At 69.0% G+C, this 16,627-nt stretch carries 17 protein-coding genes; 10 read left to right on the top strand and 7 right to left on the bottom strand.

The genetic code is table 11. The annotated features are described in order from the left end of the window. Nucleotides 1–61: 61 nt before the first annotated feature. A complete protein-coding gene (locus ACOGI9_RS02440) occupies nucleotides 62–973 on the bottom strand; it encodes an aminotransferase class IV (protein ID WP_419858317.1) in 912 nt (303 codons plus the stop codon). A gap of 230 nt (nucleotides 974–1,203) precedes the next feature. Here ACOGI9_RS02440 and ACOGI9_RS02435 point away from each other — a divergent pair, with 230 nt between their 5' ends. The 4 genes from ACOGI9_RS02435 (at nucleotide 1,204) to ACOGI9_RS02420 (ending at nucleotide 3,249) form a co-directional block, all read left to right on the top strand. Next, nucleotides 1,204–1,716 (top strand): hypothetical protein, encoded by a 513-nt coding sequence (locus ACOGI9_RS02435; protein ID WP_419858316.1) that lies wholly within the window; start codon nucleotides 1,204–1,206, stop codon nucleotides 1,714–1,716. A 6-nt stretch (nucleotides 1,717–1,722) separates the two neighbouring features. Then, a complete protein-coding gene (locus tag ACOGI9_RS02430) occupies nucleotides 1,723–2,631 on the top strand; it encodes an HNH endonuclease (RefSeq protein WP_419858315.1) in 909 nt (302 codons plus the stop codon). 10 nt (nucleotides 2,632–2,641) lie between these two features. Next, complete coding sequence (locus tag ACOGI9_RS02425) at nucleotides 2,642–2,890, top strand: hypothetical protein (protein WP_419858314.1); 249 nt, start codon at nucleotides 2,642–2,644, stop codon at nucleotides 2,888–2,890. A 98-nt stretch (nucleotides 2,891–2,988) separates the two neighbouring features. Then, the gene (locus ACOGI9_RS02420; RefSeq protein WP_419858313.1) at nucleotides 2,989–3,249 is read left to right on the top strand and encodes a hypothetical protein; all 261 of its coding nucleotides are present in this window, start codon (nucleotides 2,989–2,991) and stop codon (nucleotides 3,247–3,249) included. 107 nt (nucleotides 3,250–3,356) lie between these two features. On the opposite strand, the gene ACOGI9_RS02415 is transcribed toward ACOGI9_RS02420, so the two are convergent. Beyond that, nucleotides 3,357–4,262, bottom strand: a complete 906-nt coding sequence (locus ACOGI9_RS02415) for an alpha/beta fold hydrolase (protein WP_419858312.1) — start codon at nucleotides 4,260–4,262, stop codon at nucleotides 3,357–3,359. 184 nt (nucleotides 4,263–4,446) lie between these two features. Here ACOGI9_RS02415 and ACOGI9_RS02410 point away from each other — a divergent pair, with 184 nt between their 5' ends. Next, nucleotides 4,447–7,815 (top strand): WD40/YVTN/BNR-like repeat-containing protein, encoded by a 3,369-nt coding sequence (locus ACOGI9_RS02410; RefSeq protein ID WP_419858311.1) that lies wholly within the window; start codon nucleotides 4,447–4,449, stop codon nucleotides 7,813–7,815. Between the two features lie 53 nt (nucleotides 7,816–7,868). Beyond that, nucleotides 7,869–8,393: a hypothetical protein gene (locus ACOGI9_RS02405; protein WP_419858310.1), complete on the top strand. Its 525-nt coding sequence runs from the start codon at nucleotides 7,869–7,871 to the stop codon at nucleotides 8,391–8,393. Nucleotides 8,394–8,416: 23 nt separating this feature from the next. Here ACOGI9_RS02405 and ACOGI9_RS02400 read toward each other — a convergent pair whose 3' ends face one another. The 4 genes from ACOGI9_RS02400 to ACOGI9_RS02385 all read right to left on the bottom strand — a co-directional run bounded on the left by ACOGI9_RS02400 (nucleotide 8,417) and on the right by ACOGI9_RS02385 (nucleotide 12,418). Next, entirely contained in the window at nucleotides 8,417–9,784 is a 1,368-nt protein-coding gene (locus ACOGI9_RS02400; protein WP_419858309.1) for a 1-acyl-sn-glycerol-3-phosphate acyltransferase, read from the bottom strand. 28 nt (nucleotides 9,785–9,812) lie between these two features. Further along, entirely contained in the window at nucleotides 9,813–10,094 is a 282-nt protein-coding gene (locus tag ACOGI9_RS02395) for a hypothetical protein (RefSeq protein ID WP_419858308.1), read from the bottom strand. A gap of 68 nt (nucleotides 10,095–10,162) precedes the next feature. Continuing rightward, entirely contained in the window at nucleotides 10,163–11,731 is a 1,569-nt protein-coding gene (locus tag ACOGI9_RS02390; RefSeq protein WP_419858307.1) for a B12-binding domain-containing radical SAM protein, read from the bottom strand. Nucleotides 11,732–11,839: 108 nt separating this feature from the next. Next, a complete protein-coding gene (locus ACOGI9_RS02385; protein WP_419858306.1) occupies nucleotides 11,840–12,418 on the bottom strand; it encodes a hypothetical protein in 579 nt (192 codons plus the stop codon). Nucleotides 12,419–12,563: 145 nt separating this feature from the next. Between ACOGI9_RS02385 and ACOGI9_RS02380 the strand changes: the two genes are divergently transcribed. From ACOGI9_RS02380 to ACOGI9_RS02365, 4 genes are read left to right on the top strand one after another with little or no spacing between them, the layout of a single operon-like run. Then, complete coding sequence (locus ACOGI9_RS02380; RefSeq protein ID WP_419858305.1) at nucleotides 12,564–13,004, top strand: SRPBCC family protein; 441 nt, start codon at nucleotides 12,564–12,566, stop codon at nucleotides 13,002–13,004. Further along, entirely contained in the window at nucleotides 12,962–14,443 is a 1,482-nt protein-coding gene (locus ACOGI9_RS02375) for a hypothetical protein (protein ID WP_419858304.1), read from the top strand. The genes ACOGI9_RS02380 and ACOGI9_RS02375 overlap by 43 nt, the downstream gene beginning before the upstream one ends. Next, the gene (locus tag ACOGI9_RS02370; protein ID WP_419858303.1) at nucleotides 14,440–15,495 is read left to right on the top strand and encodes a virginiamycin B lyase family protein; all 1,056 of its coding nucleotides are present in this window, start codon (nucleotides 14,440–14,442) and stop codon (nucleotides 15,493–15,495) included. Before ACOGI9_RS02375 ends, ACOGI9_RS02370 begins: the two co-directional genes overlap by 4 nt. Beyond that, entirely contained in the window at nucleotides 15,495–16,067 is a 573-nt protein-coding gene (locus tag ACOGI9_RS02365) for a choice-of-anchor V domain-containing protein (protein ID WP_419858302.1), read from the top strand. Before ACOGI9_RS02370 ends, ACOGI9_RS02365 begins: the two co-directional genes overlap by 1 nt. Before the next feature lie 45 nt (nucleotides 16,068–16,112). Here the strand turns inward: ACOGI9_RS02365 and ACOGI9_RS02360 are convergent, their stop codons facing one another. Continuing rightward, nucleotides 16,113–16,610, bottom strand: coding sequence for a SixA phosphatase family protein (locus ACOGI9_RS02360; protein ID WP_419858301.1), 498 nt, complete (start codon nucleotides 16,608–16,610; stop codon nucleotides 16,113–16,115). Between the last annotated feature and the right edge of the window lie 17 nt (nucleotides 16,611–16,627).

Genomic DNA, 16,627 nt, shown 5'->3' with positions numbered 1-16,627 from the left:
ACTTTTTCGCGCGCCGGGCAAACGATCAGTGTCGCGGACGCGGGCCGGGACCGAACCGGATCTACGTCTCGCGGCCGATCACGACGACCCCTTCGCGCGCGGTCAGGTCCCGGTAGAGGTCGCTGAGCCGCTTCGTGAGCGGCCCCGGCGACCCGTCTCCGATCACCCGCCCGTCGATTTCCGTCACGCTCGCCAGTTCTCCCATCGTGCCGGTGCAGAACGCCTCGTCCGCGCGGTAGGCCTCGGTGAGGGAGAGATCCTTCACCCGGCTCGGGATGTCGTGCTCCGCGCAGAGTTCCAGGACCGTGGCGCGGGTGATCCCCTCGGGACAGGCGACGGTCCGGCTCGTCAGCGCGACGCCGTCGCGCACGAAGAAGAGATGGGTGGCATTCGTCTCGGCGATGAAACCATTGCCATCGAGCATCAACGCGTCATCGGCCCCGGCCGCGTTCGCCTCGATCTTGGCCAGGATCGACTGCAGGAGGTTCGCGTGATGGATCTTCGGATCCAGCGTGTCGGGCCCGAAGCGGCGCAGCGAACTCGTGATCAGCTTGAGGCCCGACCGCTCGTACACCGGCGCCTTGTGCTCGGCGAGCACGATGAGCGTGGGACCCGACTGGTTCAGGCGCGGATCCATCCCGCTCGTGACCTTCACGCCCCGCGTCAGCGTGAGCCGGATGTGTACGCCGTCCCGCATGCGGTTCGCGGCGAGCGTCCGGCGGATCTCCTCGATGATCGCCTCGTCCGAAGGGATCTCGGCGAAGGCGAGCGCGAGGGCGGAGGACCGGAGCCGGGCGAGGTGCTCCCGCAGCTTGAAGATGCGCCCGTCGTACAGGCGCAGCCCCTCCCAGACGGCATCTCCCCCCTGCACCACCGAGTCGAACGGGCTGACGCCGGCCTCGTCGCGGTGAACGAGCGTGCCGTTCACGTTGACGATGAGATCGCGGTTCCGCTCGTCAAACCGTTGCAGCATCGAGTGTTCCTGTGCCCGGGGGGTCCAGCTTGTCTGCGAGTTCGGCGGCGGGAAGTGCCCCCGTTGAGGTCGGCGAGCCGGTAGCGTTTCGTGCCGGCGTCATCATCGAAATCTGATCGGCGAGCGTTCAGATTTCAATGAAAACAGGTCGCTATCGCCGTCCCGGGCCACTGCGCTACACGCTCCCAGAGGTTGACTCTTTGACGACACAGCGCGCATCTCGGTACGCCATGGACGCTGACTCAGCAACGGATCGAGGCAAGTACACGATCTTCTTCGTGGACCGCGGCGGGGCGTACATGCGGCCCAGCGTGTGGCCGGGCTACGACCTGTGTCCCGAACGGATCCGGATCGTCCGCGACGGCGTCGCCATTGGAGAGGTCCCCGTCACTTCCGGGGACGGACGCTTCGACGCCGACGGTATCGGCCCGTTCCAGGTCCGGTATGCCTGGATCGAGGACGACCGAGCCACGTCTTACGCGCCCGGCGACTTCGACCGCGGCTGGCGCGAGCGCGGCGGTCTCCCGGAAACGGTGGCGCTCTACCGGCGCGACGACGAAGGCCGCTACATGTTCGTGCACGAGGAGCAGATCGGCTGGCCACCCCCGTTCCGACGCCGGGGCTGGCCCGACCGAGCGCACGTCAGCCTCGCGACCATGGTCGAATACGTGGACGGAGAGATCGACACGCTTCCCCTGGGCCCTTCTCCGCGGCGTCCGGGGGTTCCGGACGTGGCCCGGTAAGGAGTTATGGCGAAGGCCATCTTCACGACGAAGGTGAATCCCGCCTACGACGACCTGCCTGAGCAGCGGTATCACTTCCCGCGTCGCTACCTGAATGCAGCGCGCCGCGCGCTCAACGACTGGATTGTGTACTACGAGCCCCGGCGATCCAGCGCGCACCTGTCGAGTTCCGGGGGACGACAGGCGTACTTCGCGACCGCGTACGTTGAGAGCATCGAACCGGATCCCCTGCGGGACGACCACTATTACGCGTATGTGCGTGACTATCTCGAGTTCGACACGCCCGTCCCTTTCCGCGAGAATCGCTTCTACTATGAGAGTGGCTTGCAGAAAGAGGACGGCTCGACGAACAAAGGACGCTTCGGACTCTCGGTCAGATCGCTGCCGAACCCGGAGTACCGGCTGATTCTGAGCGCCGGCTTCACAGACATGGCCCGCGAGCTGGAGACCCCTGGCGTGTACGAGGAAGACTCTCGCATCCCCGACCTGGTCGAGATCGCTGACCGCAGTGTCATTCAGCAAATCTCCTACCGCCCGTTCCGGGACCGCGTGTTCTCGGCAGCGATCCGAGCGGCGTACGACAACACCTGCGCGGTCACCGGACTCCGGATCATTAACGGCGGCGGCCGACCGGAGGTGCAGGCGGCCCACATCAAACCGGTCAAGGACAGCGGGCCGGACAGCATGCGTAACGGTCTGGCCCTGTGCCAAACCGCGCATTGGATGTTCGACCGCGGACTCATCTCGGTCGCCGATGACTACACGCTGCTGCTTCGGGACGGGGCAATTCCCGGCGATTTCTTGCGCATCATCAACGAGGATCGACGCTTGACGATACCGGACGTACCTTCGCACCGACCGCACCCGAACTTCCTGAAGTATCATCGCGAACAGGTCTTCCAGATCCACGCGTAAGGGGGAAGGGATGGCGGAGGCTCAGGATGGTGCGGTAACGGCCAACGACCTCTATGTCAGCCAACTGAGGGAGCTTGGCATAGAGGGTGGCTTCCCGCAGGATGTATACGACCTATTGCGCCACAACCCTGGTTTGGCCTGGCGCGCCGTTGGAAAGATCCTGCGGGAACATTTCCCCCAGCCTCTACACGCGGAGATTCGCGCCGCGGCCGGCATTCCCGAAGACCGGATCACATGGGGTGAACGTGCGCCGGGATGATGGCGCGTTGACGGGCGACCGTAGGTTCGGGACGGGTCGAGCACCGGGGGCGGGAGCGCTCGCTCATTCGCGAACCTTCACGGGAGTCTTGCGGCACCATGGGAACGGATCTGATCGCCGACCTCGTCCTGGCGGCAACGCTGATCGGCATTTGCGCCATCTTCTGCTGCTTGTCGCGCAACCAGCGCAGGGAACTGCGCGCCGAAACCCGCGGGGTCGACGAGCGTCTGGGCAACCGCATCGACGCCGTCCGCGCCGAACTCGTGGAGGCGCGGGTGGCCACGGCCGACCGGGTCGCCCGCGTTGAAGGGCACGTGTTCGGTGGGCACCGGCCCGACTCCGAGACCGACGGCGACTGACCCGCGCGCGATGCAGCCTCCCATAACCTCAGGCCCCCCGGGAGGGCCGGATTCCCCGACGGGCGAATCCGGTCTCCCGGGTCGAATCGTGGCCTGCTCGATCCCGCCTAGGCGAGCCCCTTCTGCTCGAGGAAGCCGACCATCGTCGTGACGCACTCCTCGGGATCCTCCAACTGCAGGAAGTGCGTCGTGTCCGGTACGAAGTCGTACTCGAACCCGACGATCCCCTCGAGCTCGGCGCTCGGCATGAAGGAGAACCTTAGCGTCGGATCGCCGCCGATCACCTTCACGGGACAGCGGAACTGCTTCGCCGAGGGTTCCACGCCGTAGGCGAAGCCCCACTGGAACACGTGCGCCTCCCACTCGGGGGGGCAGCAGAGTTCGTACTCCTGCTCGTCGGACAGGGGACGAAGCAGCGTGCGGCTGGCGAGTTCCGCCACGCCCGGCACCATGCGTTCGTGGAGCCGCGAACGCCGGAAGTCGGTGACGAACGCCGCGGGAGAGCGGAACCGGGCCGGGCGGAACTGCCTGGCGGCGGCGCAGTTTCGCCACAGGCGATCGATCTCGTACGGATCCCCGCTCGGCGGCGGATACAGCGGCGGGTCGAAGAGAACCAGCCCCGCCCAGCCTTCACCCAGCCGCGCGTCGTTCAGCGCCACGATCGCCGACAGCGAATGGAACACGCCCACCGCCGGCTTGGGCCCGAAATTGGCGTCGATGGCCTGGCGCACGAACTCGTTGTCCGCGACGAAGGTGGCGATGTTGTGGTTGTGAAGCGCGCTCCGCGGGTTCCAGCCGTGGCTGCGCAGGTCGTAGATGATGAGATCGAAGTCGGGCATGAGCCGCGACCAGAACGGATAATAGAGATCCGACGCGAGCCCGTTGTCGTGGCTCAGGACGAGCCGCGGACCCTTCCGGTTGCCGTATCTGCGCAGGATGATGCGGGCGCCGTCCGTCACCTGGATCGGAGTCGTGCTGAGCGGCGCCGGTACTTCCCATGTGTATTCCTTCATAGGAGATCTCCTTTCGTGCATGGAGAGAAGTACCCCCTCGCCATATGCCGGGTCCCGAGGAATGCGGGGGCCTGACGGGTTGCCCTCTTCCCGCGCCCGGCCCGACCTTGCGGGCTCGCGGCACGCCACGCGCGGCGCTGCCCGGCAGCCACAGCCACCAGCCACAGCCGATAAAGGTGCGATCATGATCGAGTCCGAACGGTTCCACGCGAACCCGTACGCCCGCCGCGGGGTCCTCTCCCGCTTCCCCGCCCTTCTCCTCGCGGGGATGGTGAGTCTCGGCGCGCTCGGCACTCCCGGGGCGCTCGCCGCACAGGAGGGCGATGATGACGAGGACGACGCGCCCGAACTGAACGCCGGGTTCATCTCCGGCATCCGGTGGCGGAGCATCGGCCCCGCGCTGGCCTCCGGGCGAATCGCGGACATCGCGGTGGATCCCACGGACCGGAGCGTGTGGTACGTCGCGGCCTCGTCCGGGAACGTGTGGAAGACGACGAACGCGGGGACGACGTGGACGCCGATCTTCGACAACTACGGGTCCTACTCCATCGGGGCCATCGCGCTCGACCCCAACGACCACCTCACGCTCTGGGTGGGGACGGGTGAGAACAACGGGCAGCGCTCGGTGGGCTACGGGGACGGCGTCTACAAGTCGATCGACGGGGGGCGTTCGTTCCGCAACATGGGGCTCGAGACCTCCGAGCACATCGGGAAGATCCAGATCCACCCGGACGATTCCGACGTCGTCTTCGTGGCGGCGCAGGGGCCGCTGTGGAACGCGGGCGGCGAGCGCGGGCTGTACCGGACGACGGACGGGGGCGAGACGTGGGAACGGGTGCTCGAGATCGACGAGCACACGGGCGTGAACGAGGTCTACTTCGACCCGCGGAACCCGGACGTGATGTACGCCACCTCGTGGCAGCGGCGGCGGCACCAGTGGACGATGATCGACGGCGGGCCGGGCTCGGGGGTCCACAAGTCGACGGACGGCGGGAACACGTGGCGCGAGATCAACCGCGGCCTCCCCTCGGGGGACAAGGGACGGATCGGGTTCGCGATCTCGCCCCAGAACCCGGACGTGCTGTACGCGATCGTGGAGGCGAGCGGCGACGCCGGGGGCACCTTCCGCTCGGAGAACATGGGGGAGAACTGGTCGCGCACGTCCCGCTACCAGTCGGGCGCCGCCATGTACTACCACGAACTGTACGCCGACCCGCACCGCTTCGACCGCATCTACTCGCTCGACACCTTCGTCGAGATGTCGGAGGACGGCGGGGAGACGTGGGAGCGGCTCCCCACGCAGGGCGTCCACGTGGACCATCACGCGATCGTCTTCGACCCGGACGACCCGGAGCACATCATCCTCGGCAACGACGGCGGGCTGTACGAGACGCGGGACTTCGGGCAGAGCTGGCACTTCTTCTCCAACCTCCCGCTCACCCAGTTCTACAAGGTCGCGACCTCGAACGACGAGCCGTTCTACTACGTGTACGGCGGGACGCAGGACAACAACACGCTCGGCGGCCCCTCGCAGACCGCCGACAACGCGGGAATCCGGAACTCGGACTGGTACGTCACGCTCGGGGGCGATGGGTTCGACCCCGTCATCGATCCCGAGAACCCGGACATCATCTACTCGCAGCTCCAGAACGGCGTGCTGTCGCGCTTCGACCGCGTGTCGAAGGAGCGGCTCGACATTCAGCCGCAGGAGGATGCGGACGGTCCGCCGCTGCGCTGGTACTGGGACGCGGCGCTCCACATGTCGCCGCACGACAACCACCGTCTCTACTACGGGGCGCAGATCCTCTTCCAGTCGGACGACCAGGCCTCGACCTGGCGGCCGATCTCGGGCGACCTCACGCGCAACCTCGACCGCAACCAGCTCGAGGTGATGGGGCGCGTGTGGAGCGTGGACGCGGTGGGCAAGAACCGCTCGACGTCGGTGTTCGGGCACATCGTGGCGGTCTCCGAGTCGCCGTTCGTGGAGGGACTCATCTACGCGGGCACGGACGACGGGCTCGTGCAGGTGACGGAGGACGGGGGCGAGAACTGGCGCGCGGTGGAGAGCTTTCCGGGCGTGCCGGACACGAGCTTCGTCCACGACGTCGAGGCGTCGCTGCACGACCCGAACACCGTGTTCGTCGTCATCAACAACTTCAAGCGGGGCGACTTCCGGCCCTACGTGCTGAAGTCGACGGACCGCGGGGTGACGTGGACCTCGATCGCCGGGGATCTGCCGGAGAACGGACCCGCCTTCTCGATCGTGCAGGACCACGTGGAGCCGAACCTGCTGTTCCTGGGGACGGAATTCTCGGCCTTCACGTCGGTGAACGGGGGCGAGTCGTGGCTGGAACTGGGGACGGGGCTGCCGACGATCCCCGTGCGCGAACTTGAGATCCAGAAGCGGGAGGATGACCTCGTGGCGGCGACCTTCGGGCGCTCGTTCTACGTGGTCGACGACTACACGCCGCTCCGGGAACTCGCGGCGCGGTCGGACGAGATCCTCGCCTCGGACGGGCACATCTTCGACGTGAAGGACGGGGAGATGTACCTGCGCTGGAGTCCCGGGGGGACGAGCGGGTCGAGCTTCTACACGGCGGACAACCCGGCTTTCGGGGTCACGTTCACCTACTACGTGGGCGAGACGCTGCGGACGCGGGAGGCGGCGCGGCAGGCCGAGGAACGGCGCCTGCAGCGGCAGGGGGAGGACACGCCGTACCCGACGTGGGAGGAGCTGGAGGCGGAGGACCGGGAGGAGGCGCCGCGCGTGTTCCTCACGATCCGGGACGGGGACGGGAACGTGGTGAACACGGTGAACGGCTCGGCGTCGCAGGGCATGCGCCGGGCAACGTGGAACTACCGGTACCCCGGATACAATCCGGTCACGGGCGGCGGCGGTGGAGGCTTCGGCTTCGGCGGGTTCGGGGGCGGGGGCGGCAACGGGCCCATGGCGCTTCCGGGGAGCTACACGGTGTCGCTCTCGCAGCGCGTGGACGGCGAGGTGACCGATCTGGCCGGGCCGGTGCCGTTCGAGATCGCGCCCATGGGGGGCTCGGCGATCCCGCTCCAGGACCGGGCGGCGGTGCTCGCCTTCCAGCGACAGACCGGGGAGCTGCTCCGCGCCGTCTCCGGGACGCAGCGTGTGGCGGGGGCCGCGATGGCCCGCATCTCGGCCATGAAGCAGGCCCTGGACCGCTGGCCGTCGGCGGACCCGGCCCTCCGGCAGGAGGCCCGCGCGCTGGAGCTGCGGCTCCTCGACCTGCAGGAGACGCTGAACGGCTCCCGCACGCGGGCCTCCCGCGCCGAGCCGGATATGCCGGGGATCGTGGCCCGCGTGAACCAGGTCGTGCGCGGCCACTGGAACGGCCTGCACGGCCCCACGCAGACGCACCGCGAGCAGTACGGGATCGCGAACGACGCCTTCACCGCGCTGTATCCGGACATGCGGCAGCTCATCGAGACGGACCTGCCGGCGCTGGAGGCGCGGCTGGAGGCGGCCGGCGTGCCGTGGACGACGGGCCGCGCGCTCCCGGACTGGCCGCCGAACGGGTAGGTGCCGGCTTTCGCACGCGGGGGCGGCTCCGGTAGCCCGGCGGGCGTCCCCGCGTGAAGATCCTCTCGTACCTGTGGAAGACGATCGGGCCCCGGCGGGTGGGGCTCGTCGTCATGTGCGTGTACGCCGCGTGGCTCGTCTTCTTCTACCGCTACCACTGGGTGGACGGGATCAACCTCCTCATCCACGAGGCGGGCCACCTCGTCTTCTCGCCGCTGGCCCGGCTCTCCGCCGGCGGAGAAACGCTCGCGGTGCTGGCCGGACCCGCGCTTCAGCTCGCCGTGCCCCTCTACATCACGTACCGCCTGTGGCGGCGGGGGGAGGCCATCCCGGCCGCGGTCGGCGCCCTGTGGTCGGCCGAGAGCCTCATGTACACGGCGGCTTACCTGGGCGACGCGAACCGACTCGCTCTCCCCCTCATCGGCGGTCACCCGAACGACTGGCGCTTTCTCCTGGACCGCGCCGGCGCCCTCGAGTCCGCCGAGCAGATCGGCCTCGCTCTTCACCTCCTCGCCTCGGTCGCGGCGGTCGCCGCCGTCTGGCGCACAATCCGCCTCGAGTCCGAGCGCGTGGCGTGACCAGGTAGCGAACGGGTAACCGCCTATGATCCCTTCCGCGGGCGCTCCTGACGTTCCTCGATCCACTGCTCCTCGAGGTGCCGGAAGGTCTCGGCGAGTTCGGAGCGTAGTTCGGCGAAGTGTTCGCGGAGGTCGGGGCGGCCGCGCAGGCGCAGGAAGACGGCGGTGTCCTCGCGTACCTCGCGGGCGAGTTCCATCCACAGCATCGCCACGAAACCGCACGCGGGGGGCAGCACGGCCGCCACCGCGGCCACCGGCAATCCCCCCGCGAGATAGCCAAGCACCAACCCCAGGATCCAGGCCGTAAACGCGCCGGCCAGGATTGTCGCCAGCTTGATCGTCGCGGTGACCTCGAGTTCGGGTTTCACACGCCTCACGACGAAGCCGGGCAGCCGGACGACGGGTGCCCAGAGCAGGGATCCGACCGCCGCGAAGGGAAGGCCCAGTGCCAGGAGCGTTCCGCGCGCGAGGACGTATTTCGCGACCGGCAGGAAGCTGTAGCGGGGAGGCACGTCCCCTTCTCCGGCACGGAGTTCGTCGCTCAGCTGGGCATACCGCGCCACCTTCTCCACAAGGCGGCGGTGTGCCTCCGGGTGCGCCCCGCGGATCCACTCCAGTCCGCGCGCAAAGCGCTGCAGGCGGGGGAAGCGCGTACCCAGCCGTTCCCGGGCCCGCCACGGAACCCACCGCAATTCGCGCACGTAGAGCTGCTCCGCCACCTCCACGAGAATCCGGTCGCGGGGGCGGCCGAAGTTCAGCGTCTGGCGGCGGATCCCCTGCTCGATCCGCTCGGTGAGCCTGCGCCCCGCGGCGACGGGATCCTCCCGGAACGCCCGCTTCAGGTCCGCGCACCCGAACGCCCTGCCGAAGCGCACGGCGACCTCGGTTCTGGCCAACTCCTTGGCCGCGTAGGTGATCCCCACGGGAACGATGGAGAGCCCGAGCGCCCAGTCGGCGGCCTCCTCCGCCTGCAGCGCGATCCGGGCGGTGCCCGTGCGGAACTCCACCAGGTGCGGCTCGGAGTGGCTCCTGCCCTCGGGATAGATCTGGATGGCGCCGCCGCCGCGGAGCGCGTCGACCGCGGACCGGAACATCCGCTCGTTGCGGTGCGTCGCCTCGGGATCGTCCTCCCTCCGGTAGACCGGTATGCCGCCCAGCGCGCGCAGCACTGGACCCAGGAGGAGCCGGTCGAACAGCGGCGCGCGACCCAGCGGCCGCGTGATCCGCCCGCCGCAGCGGAAGATCAGCAGCGCGTCGACAAGGCTGTTTGGGTGGTTGGCCGCCACGATCAGCGGACCCTCGGGGAGCGGCGGCCCGTGCCGGTCGACGCGATAGAAGAGCGCGGCCGCGGTTCCGGTGATGCCGGCGATCAGCCTCGGGATCCGATCCAACTGTTCGCCTCCACCCGCGGTCGCGGTCTCAGCGGCCTGCCTTCCGGAGATAGCGTCGGCCCAGGCGGGCCATGCGCTCGTCCCCGAGTCCCTCCGCTTCCCGAATCAGGTCCTCGATGTGCGGGATCAGGACGGGGTCGCCCCAGGCGTAGCCGGTCGCGGTCTCGGCGCTGTGCGTGTTGCCGATGTGGGCGCCTTCGAGGAGGGCCCGTGCCGCGGCCGCGTCGAAGCGCGGCGACTCGCGCGGCGGGAGCGCGTAGCGCGGCTCGGGTTCGTGCGTCGCGTCTTCGTTGACGAAGGCTCTGGACATCGTGACGTGGCCGGCTTCCAAGGTCCTGCCCGGGACCGGGCCTCCCCGACCGCCGGGCCGTCCCTCGACTAGTGGACGATCGCGCCGGCCCTCGCCTGCACCGGGGCCGCGCCGCCCGTGCTCTTGATGTAGGCGTAGGGGTCGTGCTCGATCGCTCCCTCCGGAAGGAACTCCCACAGCGGCCCGAGATCGTGCTTCACCCGGTCGATGTAGAACTGCGGCAGCTCCTGCGTCTCTCCCTCGAAGTAGTCCCGGAACTTCCGGTCCGTCTTGAGCTTGTCGCGCACGGTCGTGTAGTACGCGATCCTCCCGTTCCCCTCCGACGAGAGGGCGCGCACGGCGTTCAGGAGCCTCGGGATGCCGCCGCGGTTGGCCCTGAGCCGACGCCACACCGCCCGCTTCGAGAAGCTGTACTGCGTGAGGTCGATGACGTGGTCGTAGAACTCGATCCACTCGTAGTTCTTCGGCTTCAGGTTCATCGCGTGATTGTTGTTGAGGAAGTGGAACGGGAAGCCGAGCACCCGCCCTTCCTGCTGGTATTCGAGGTTGAGCGGCGCCGCTTCCCCGAACGACGTCAGCAGGGAGTAGCCGGGGAAGGCGGCGGGCGAGGCGTCGAGGAACCTCTTCGTGAGCTCGAAGGGCTCCGGGCCTTCGTCGCAATCGAGACCCATCACGAAGTTGGTCTGCAGATAGGGGATGTAGCTCGTGATGAGGTTGGAATGGTCCGACACCTGGCGGACCTTCTCGATTCCGTGACGGTTCCGGGACTTCGACTTGTTCCCCAGCATGTACCACGACTCGACGCCGGGGAGGATCGCCCGGAACCCCGCGTTCGCGAGTCGCTTGAGCCGCGGCTCGCCCAGGAGGGAGAGGCTGCTCTCCGCGATGAACTCGATCGTGCCGGGAGGGACGGCCTCTTCGATCGCCCCCAGCACGTCGTCGAACCGGACGCCGAAGTTGGGGTCGTGCCAGCCGACGATCGGCCGCTTCATCTTCTTCGCGAGGAAGCGGAGATCGTCCCGCATCTCGTCGAAGTCGAGCGGCTGGTAGGGGATGACGGAATCGATGCAGAAGCTGCATGTGTACGGGCACCCGAGGCTGCCGAGCATCGGAACGATCTTGAACAGCGGCGCCTTCTGGAGCGTCGGCTCGATGAACTTCCAGCGCGCGCGCACGCCGGGCAGCGACACCGGCTGCGTCTCGGCGGTCACGTGGCGGCCGAGGGGCCGCTGCGGCTGGCAGTCGTCCAGGACGCCGTTGAGCACCGCCTTGTCCGTGAATCCGAACACGTAGTCGAAGTACTTCTGCGCGTCCTGGGGATAGCAGCGCGCGTGCGGGCCGCCGATACAGGTGACGGCGCCCCGCTGGCGGAACATCTCGCTGATCGCGTAGGCGAGTTGGGCTCCCTGGGAAAACGCGCTCACGAAGAGCAGATCGATATCCTGCGGGAGTTCCTCGACGAGGTCCTCGAAGCCGGTGTAGCAGACGAGGCTCACATCGTGCCCGGCCTCCTCGCACCACGCGCCGAGAACCTGCGGCATGATGCTCGCGAGATTCGCGTGCATCACCTTGGCGTACAGGGCCTTCGTGGGTCCCTTCGACACGAGGTCCACGATACCTACGCGGAGCTTGCGCAACGGCGATCCTCTCGGAATGGGTGCACGCGTAGCCCGGGTCGAGCGCGCAGCGGAATCGAGCAACCTAGGTGCGGGCCACGCCCGGCGGCAATCGGCCGGCAGGGACGGCTACGGGCACGCCTCGGCGTTGACGCGCGCGTACTCGCGCACGAATTCGTCCAGCATGCTGGCGACCAGACTCGTGACGGGGCCCCCGTCGCGTCCGAGATAAAAGCCGATTCCCTGCTGCGGAGTCTCCCACGTCGGGGCCCAGTTCAACCACTCCGGCGCGGCGCCGGGGGAGTCCGCGGAGCCGCGCCCGGCTTCGCCCATCCGGGGATCGCTCTGGCGGTCGTAAAGGAGCTTCAGGAGGCGCAGGCGGATGACGTAGACCGTCACCACGGCGGTTGCGGAGAGCCTCTGGGCACTGACGAATACGGACAACTGGAGGGTGGACGCGCCGGGCCGGCCGGCGGGGGCGTCGATCCCGGCCGCCTGAAGCCGGCTCGTCGCCATGCCCTCCACGGCCGGCGTCGTGATGTCGGCCGGTCCGCCCGTGTTGGTGACGAAAACCTCCACCGGAACGGGGCTGCAGGCCGCAAACAGGGCGAACCGGTCTCTGCTCGAGACGGATCCCTGGGCCGCCACGGCGACAGGCGCGAGGAGCCCGAAGACGAGCGCCGCGATGATCGGCCGTGCCGCGTTCACGAACGTTTCAGAAACGGGGAACTCCTTGCCCGACGAGTCGTCGATCGTGTACGAATGGGACAACCTGATCCCGTCCCATCGTCTCGCGCCAGATTCCACGCCGGATACGGCGCCAGACTTCGCCTGAATTCCGAGGAGAAGCCGGATGACCGCTCCCGCCGATCTGGCGTGCCGCGTCACGAGAACGATCCCCGCGCCGCCGGAGGCGGTGTTCCGCGCCTGGACCGAACCGGATCGGATCCGGCACTGGTCCTGCCCTCCGGGCGGGACGATCCGCGACTCGCAGGTCGACCTCGTGGCCGGGGGATCGTACCGCCTTCTCATCGAGGCGGAAGCGGGGACGCTCCATACGGCTTTCGGAGTGTACCGCGAGATCGATCCCCCGAACCGGATCGTGTATACGTGGGACTGGGAGGAGCCGGAATCCGCGGTCGGCGAGACGATCGTCACGGTCGAGTTCGTGGCCGACGGAGCGTCGACCGAGGTCGTCGTCGCGCATGAGGGCTTCGCGGCTGCCGAGGCCGCGGAGGGGCACCGCCTCGGGTGGACGTGGTCGCTGGAGCGCCTGGAAGGTCTCTTCCGCTGACCGCCGGCCCGGACCTTTCCTCGCGCCGGATCTTCGCCTTCTGGGCTCCGCTGGCCGCCACGTGGTTGATGATGGCGGTCGAGGGGCCCTACCTGGCGGCGGTCGTGGCGCGGCTGCCGGATCCCACGCTGGGGCTGGCGGCCTACGGTGTGGCGATCGCGCTGGCGGTGCTGATGGAGGCGCCGGTCATCATGCTGCTGAGCGCCTCGACGGCTCTGGTGGAGGACGCCGTCTCCTACCGGCGGCTGCGGACGTTCGCGCACGGGCTGAACGCCTTCTCCACGCTGATGCTCCTCGCCGTGCTCGTGCCGCCGGTGCACCGCGGGCTCATGCTGGGAGTGCTCGGACTGCCGGAGGATCTGGCGCGCCTGACGTACGGGGCGCTGTGGTGCTTCCTGCCCTGGCCGGCGGCCATCGGCTACCGGCGGTTCTGGCAGGGCGTACTCATCCGGTCCGGGCGCACGCGGCTCGTGGCGGGCGGGACGGTCGTGCGGCTCGTCTCGATGTCGGTCGCCGCGCTCACGCTCGCCATCGCCACGGACCTCCCCGGCGCCGCCGTCGGGGCCTCCGCGCTTTCGTTCGGCGTGGTGATGGAGGCGGCGGTGGCGCGCTGGATGGCCCGGGACGCCATCCGCGCCCTGCTCGTCCCGGCGGGCCGGGGGGCGGACGCGGTCGACCCCGTGACGGTCTCGTCGGACCCCCACGACATCGCCGAGATCGGCCGCGTCGGCGTCTCGACCGCCGATCCGGCCTCGGGCGCGGGGACCGGCGGCGGCGAACTGCGCTTCGGTGAAATCGGACGTTTCTACCTGCCGCTGATGCTCACGTCGCTCATCGGGATCGCGATCCAGCCGATGCTGACCTTCTTCATGGGCCGCGCCGCGTCGCCGGTCGAGTCGCTCGCCGTGTTCCCGGTCGTGCACTCGCTCGGGTTCATCTTCCGCTCCGTGGGTCTCAGCTTCCAGGATGCGGTCATCGCGCTTCTGGGCCGGCGGAACGAGGGCTACGAGGAGATCCGCCGCTTTGCGATCGGACTCGGCGCGACGCTCTCCGGCATCCTCGCGCTCCTCGCGTTCACCCCGCTCTCCCAACTCTGGTTCGTCCATGTGTCCGGCCTCACGCCCGAACTCGCCTCCTTCGCGATTCCGGCGGCGCGGGTGCTTACTCCGGTCCCCTTCCTCGGCGTCATACTCTCGCTGCAGCGGGGCACGCTGATCCGGCACCGGACGACGGGTCCGATCATCGTCGGGACCGCCGCGGAGATCACGGCCGTGGCCATCGTGTTCGTCGCGGTCGGCTGGGGGCTGGGCTGGGTCGGCGCGACCGCCGCCTTCACCGGGTTTCTGTTGGGCCGCCTGACCGCCAATATCTATCTGACGCCCAAGGTGCGGGCGGCGAGGCATGCAGCAGGATCAGCGATCGAGGAGGTACGGCAATGATCCATCGAATTCGGGCCGCGACGCTGGCGGCAGCGGGGTTCGCGGCGACGACGTTCATTGGCTCCGCCGGCGTGGCGGCGCAGGACCACACCGCGTCGACCGACGTGCTCACCATCGAGGAATGGACGGTGCCCTACCCCGACAGCCGTCCGCGCGACCCGTTCGTCGGACCGGACGGCCGCGTCTGGTTCGTGGGACAGGCCGCGCACTACGCCGCCGTGCTGGACCCCGCCACGGGCGAGTTCACGCGCTACGACATGGACGACGGCACGGGGCCCCACAACCTGATCGTCGACGATGACGGGTTGGTCTACTACGCCGGCAACCGGGCGAACCACATCGGGATCATCGATCCGGCCACCGGCGAGATCGACAAGATCATGATGCCGGACGAGCGCGCGCGGGATCCGCACACGCTGATCTGGGACGACAACGGGGACATCTGGTTCTCCGTGCAGGGCGGGAACCTGGTCGGCTTCCTCGACAAGGAGTCGAGGGAGGTGCGGCTGGTGGAGGCGCCCGAGGTGGAGACGCGCGGCGGCATGGGCTCGAGCCGCCCGTACGGGGTCAAGCTGGACTCGGAGAACCGGCCCTGGATCGCGCACTTCAACACGAACCTGATCGGGATGGTGGAGCCGTCCTCGTTCGAACTCATCGGCTACGACCTGCCCGAGGGCGCGCGGCCGCGCCGCCTGGTCATCGACTCGAAGGACCGGATCTGGTACGTGGACTACAGCCGCGGGAAGATCGGTCTCGTCGAGGAGGGCGGCGGATTCCAGCGGGAATACGACCTGCCGGCGGGCGAGGAGTCGCGGCCGTACGGGGTGGCCATCGACCAGTACGATGTCGTGTGGCTCGTCGAGACGGGGATCCAGCCGAACCGGTTCGTGGGCTTCGACACGGACGCGGAGGAGTTCGTGGGCACGCTCGACGTACCGAGCGGGGGCGGCACGATCCGGCACATGTACTACGATCCGGCCACGGACTCGATCTGGTTCGGGGCGGACGTGAACACGGTCGGCCGGGCGGTGGTGTCGCCGCGCTCGCGCTGATGTCCCTCCCGGGGCCCGCGGCCGCGCTCTGCGCCGCGGGCCTCCTCGCGATGGCCGGGGTCGCGCACGCGCCACCGCACATCGAGGGGCCGCCTCCTGGCCACACGGGGGGCTTCGGGGAGCCGACGTGCGCCACCTGTCACTTCGGCGCGCCGCTCAACCAACCGGGGGCCGCGCTGCAGGTGGTCGGCCTCGACGGCGGCTACCGTCCCGGCCAGCGCCACCCGGTGACGATCCGGTTCGAGAGCTTCGACATGCTCGCCGCCGGCTTCCAGGGTTCGTTCCGCTTCGCGGACGGGGAGCGGCGCGGCGCCGGGGCCGGCGAGATCCGGCCGCTCGACGACCGGGTCACCGTCGTGCGAGGGGAGAACGGCACCGAATACGTCCAGCACACCCGCGCCGGCTCCACGCCGACGGACGGCGTCGCGGAGTGGACGTTCGAATGGCGCGCGCCCGCGACGGAGGCGCCGATCGTGCTCCACCTCGCCGCGAACTCCGGGGGCGGCGACGACTCCCCCCTCGACGACCTCGTCTACACCCTCTCGATCACGATCCCGCCGGACGGACGCTGACGGCCGTCACACGTTCCCGCGGGAACGTCTCCACCCGGCGGGGCGTCAGCCGGGCGGGAGCGCCTTGGGGCGCCAGCAGCCGATCAGGCGGCCGCGGCGGGCCGCGCCGAGTTCGGACCAGTCGTCGATGTCCAGTTCAACCGCGGCGAGCGCGGCGGTCGGCATGTACTCGCCCTCGCCCGTCAGGTGCCAGACGAGGGAGGTGATGCCGGGGTTGTGCCCGACGAGCATGAGGCGCTCCGCCGTTCCCCCCATCGCCTCCGCGACCTCGACGTAGCCGTCGGGAGAGGCGCCGTAGAGGTCGTACGTCGTCTCGATCTCCACATCCACACCGAACTCCGCCGCCGCGAGTTCCGCCGTGGTGCGGGCGCGGACGGCGGTCGAACTCACGATGCGGCCGGGCACCAGATCCCGTTCCGCGAGGAAGCGTCCCATGCGCGGGGCGTCGCGGAGGCCGCGGGGGTTCAGCGGGCGGTCGTGGTCGCGGAGGCCGGGATGGTCCCAGGAGGACTTCGCGTGCCGGAGGATGAGCAGGGTCTTCATGGGGTCACGAGCGTCAC

The organism is Candidatus Palauibacter irciniicola, from assembly GCF_965208695.1.
Taxonomy (GTDB): domain Bacteria; phylum Gemmatimonadota; class Gemmatimonadetes; order Palauibacterales; family Palauibacteraceae; genus Palauibacter; species Palauibacter irciniicola.
This window is presented reverse-complemented; position numbering and strand designations above follow the sequence as displayed.

Bases quoted from the DNA above. Each gene is read 5' to 3' on its own strand.
- ACOGI9_RS02440 (WP_419858317.1), bottom strand. From the start codon at position 973: ATGCTGCAACGGTTTGACGAGCGGAACCGCGATCTCATCGTCAACGTG.
- ACOGI9_RS02435 (WP_419858316.1), top strand. From the start codon at position 1,204: ATGGACGCTGACTCAGCAACGGATCGAGGCAAGTACACGATCTTCTTC.
- ACOGI9_RS02430 (WP_419858315.1), top strand. From the start codon at position 1,723: ATGGCGAAGGCCATCTTCACGACGAAGGTGAATCCCGCCTACGACGAC.
- ACOGI9_RS02425 (WP_419858314.1), top strand. From the start codon at position 2,642: ATGGCGGAGGCTCAGGATGGTGCGGTAACGGCCAACGACCTCTATGTC.
- ACOGI9_RS02420 (WP_419858313.1), top strand. From the start codon at position 2,989: ATGGGAACGGATCTGATCGCCGACCTCGTCCTGGCGGCAACGCTGATC.
- ACOGI9_RS02415 (WP_419858312.1), bottom strand. From the start codon at position 4,262: ATGAAGGAATACACATGGGAAGTACCGGCGCCGCTCAGCACGACTCCG.
- ACOGI9_RS02410 (WP_419858311.1), top strand. From the start codon at position 4,447: ATGATCGAGTCCGAACGGTTCCACGCGAACCCGTACGCCCGCCGCGGG.
- ACOGI9_RS02395 (WP_419858308.1), bottom strand. From the start codon at position 10,094: ATGTCCAGAGCCTTCGTCAACGAAGACGCGACGCACGAACCCGAGCCG.
- ACOGI9_RS02380 (WP_419858305.1), top strand. From the start codon at position 12,564: ATGACCGCTCCCGCCGATCTGGCGTGCCGCGTCACGAGAACGATCCCC.
- ACOGI9_RS02370 (WP_419858303.1), top strand. From the start codon at position 14,440: ATGATCCATCGAATTCGGGCCGCGACGCTGGCGGCAGCGGGGTTCGCG.
- ACOGI9_RS02365 (WP_419858302.1), top strand. From the start codon at position 15,495: ATGTCCCTCCCGGGGCCCGCGGCCGCGCTCTGCGCCGCGGGCCTCCTC.
- ACOGI9_RS02360 (WP_419858301.1), bottom strand. From the start codon at position 16,610: ATGAAGACCCTGCTCATCCTCCGGCACGCGAAGTCCTCCTGGGACCAT.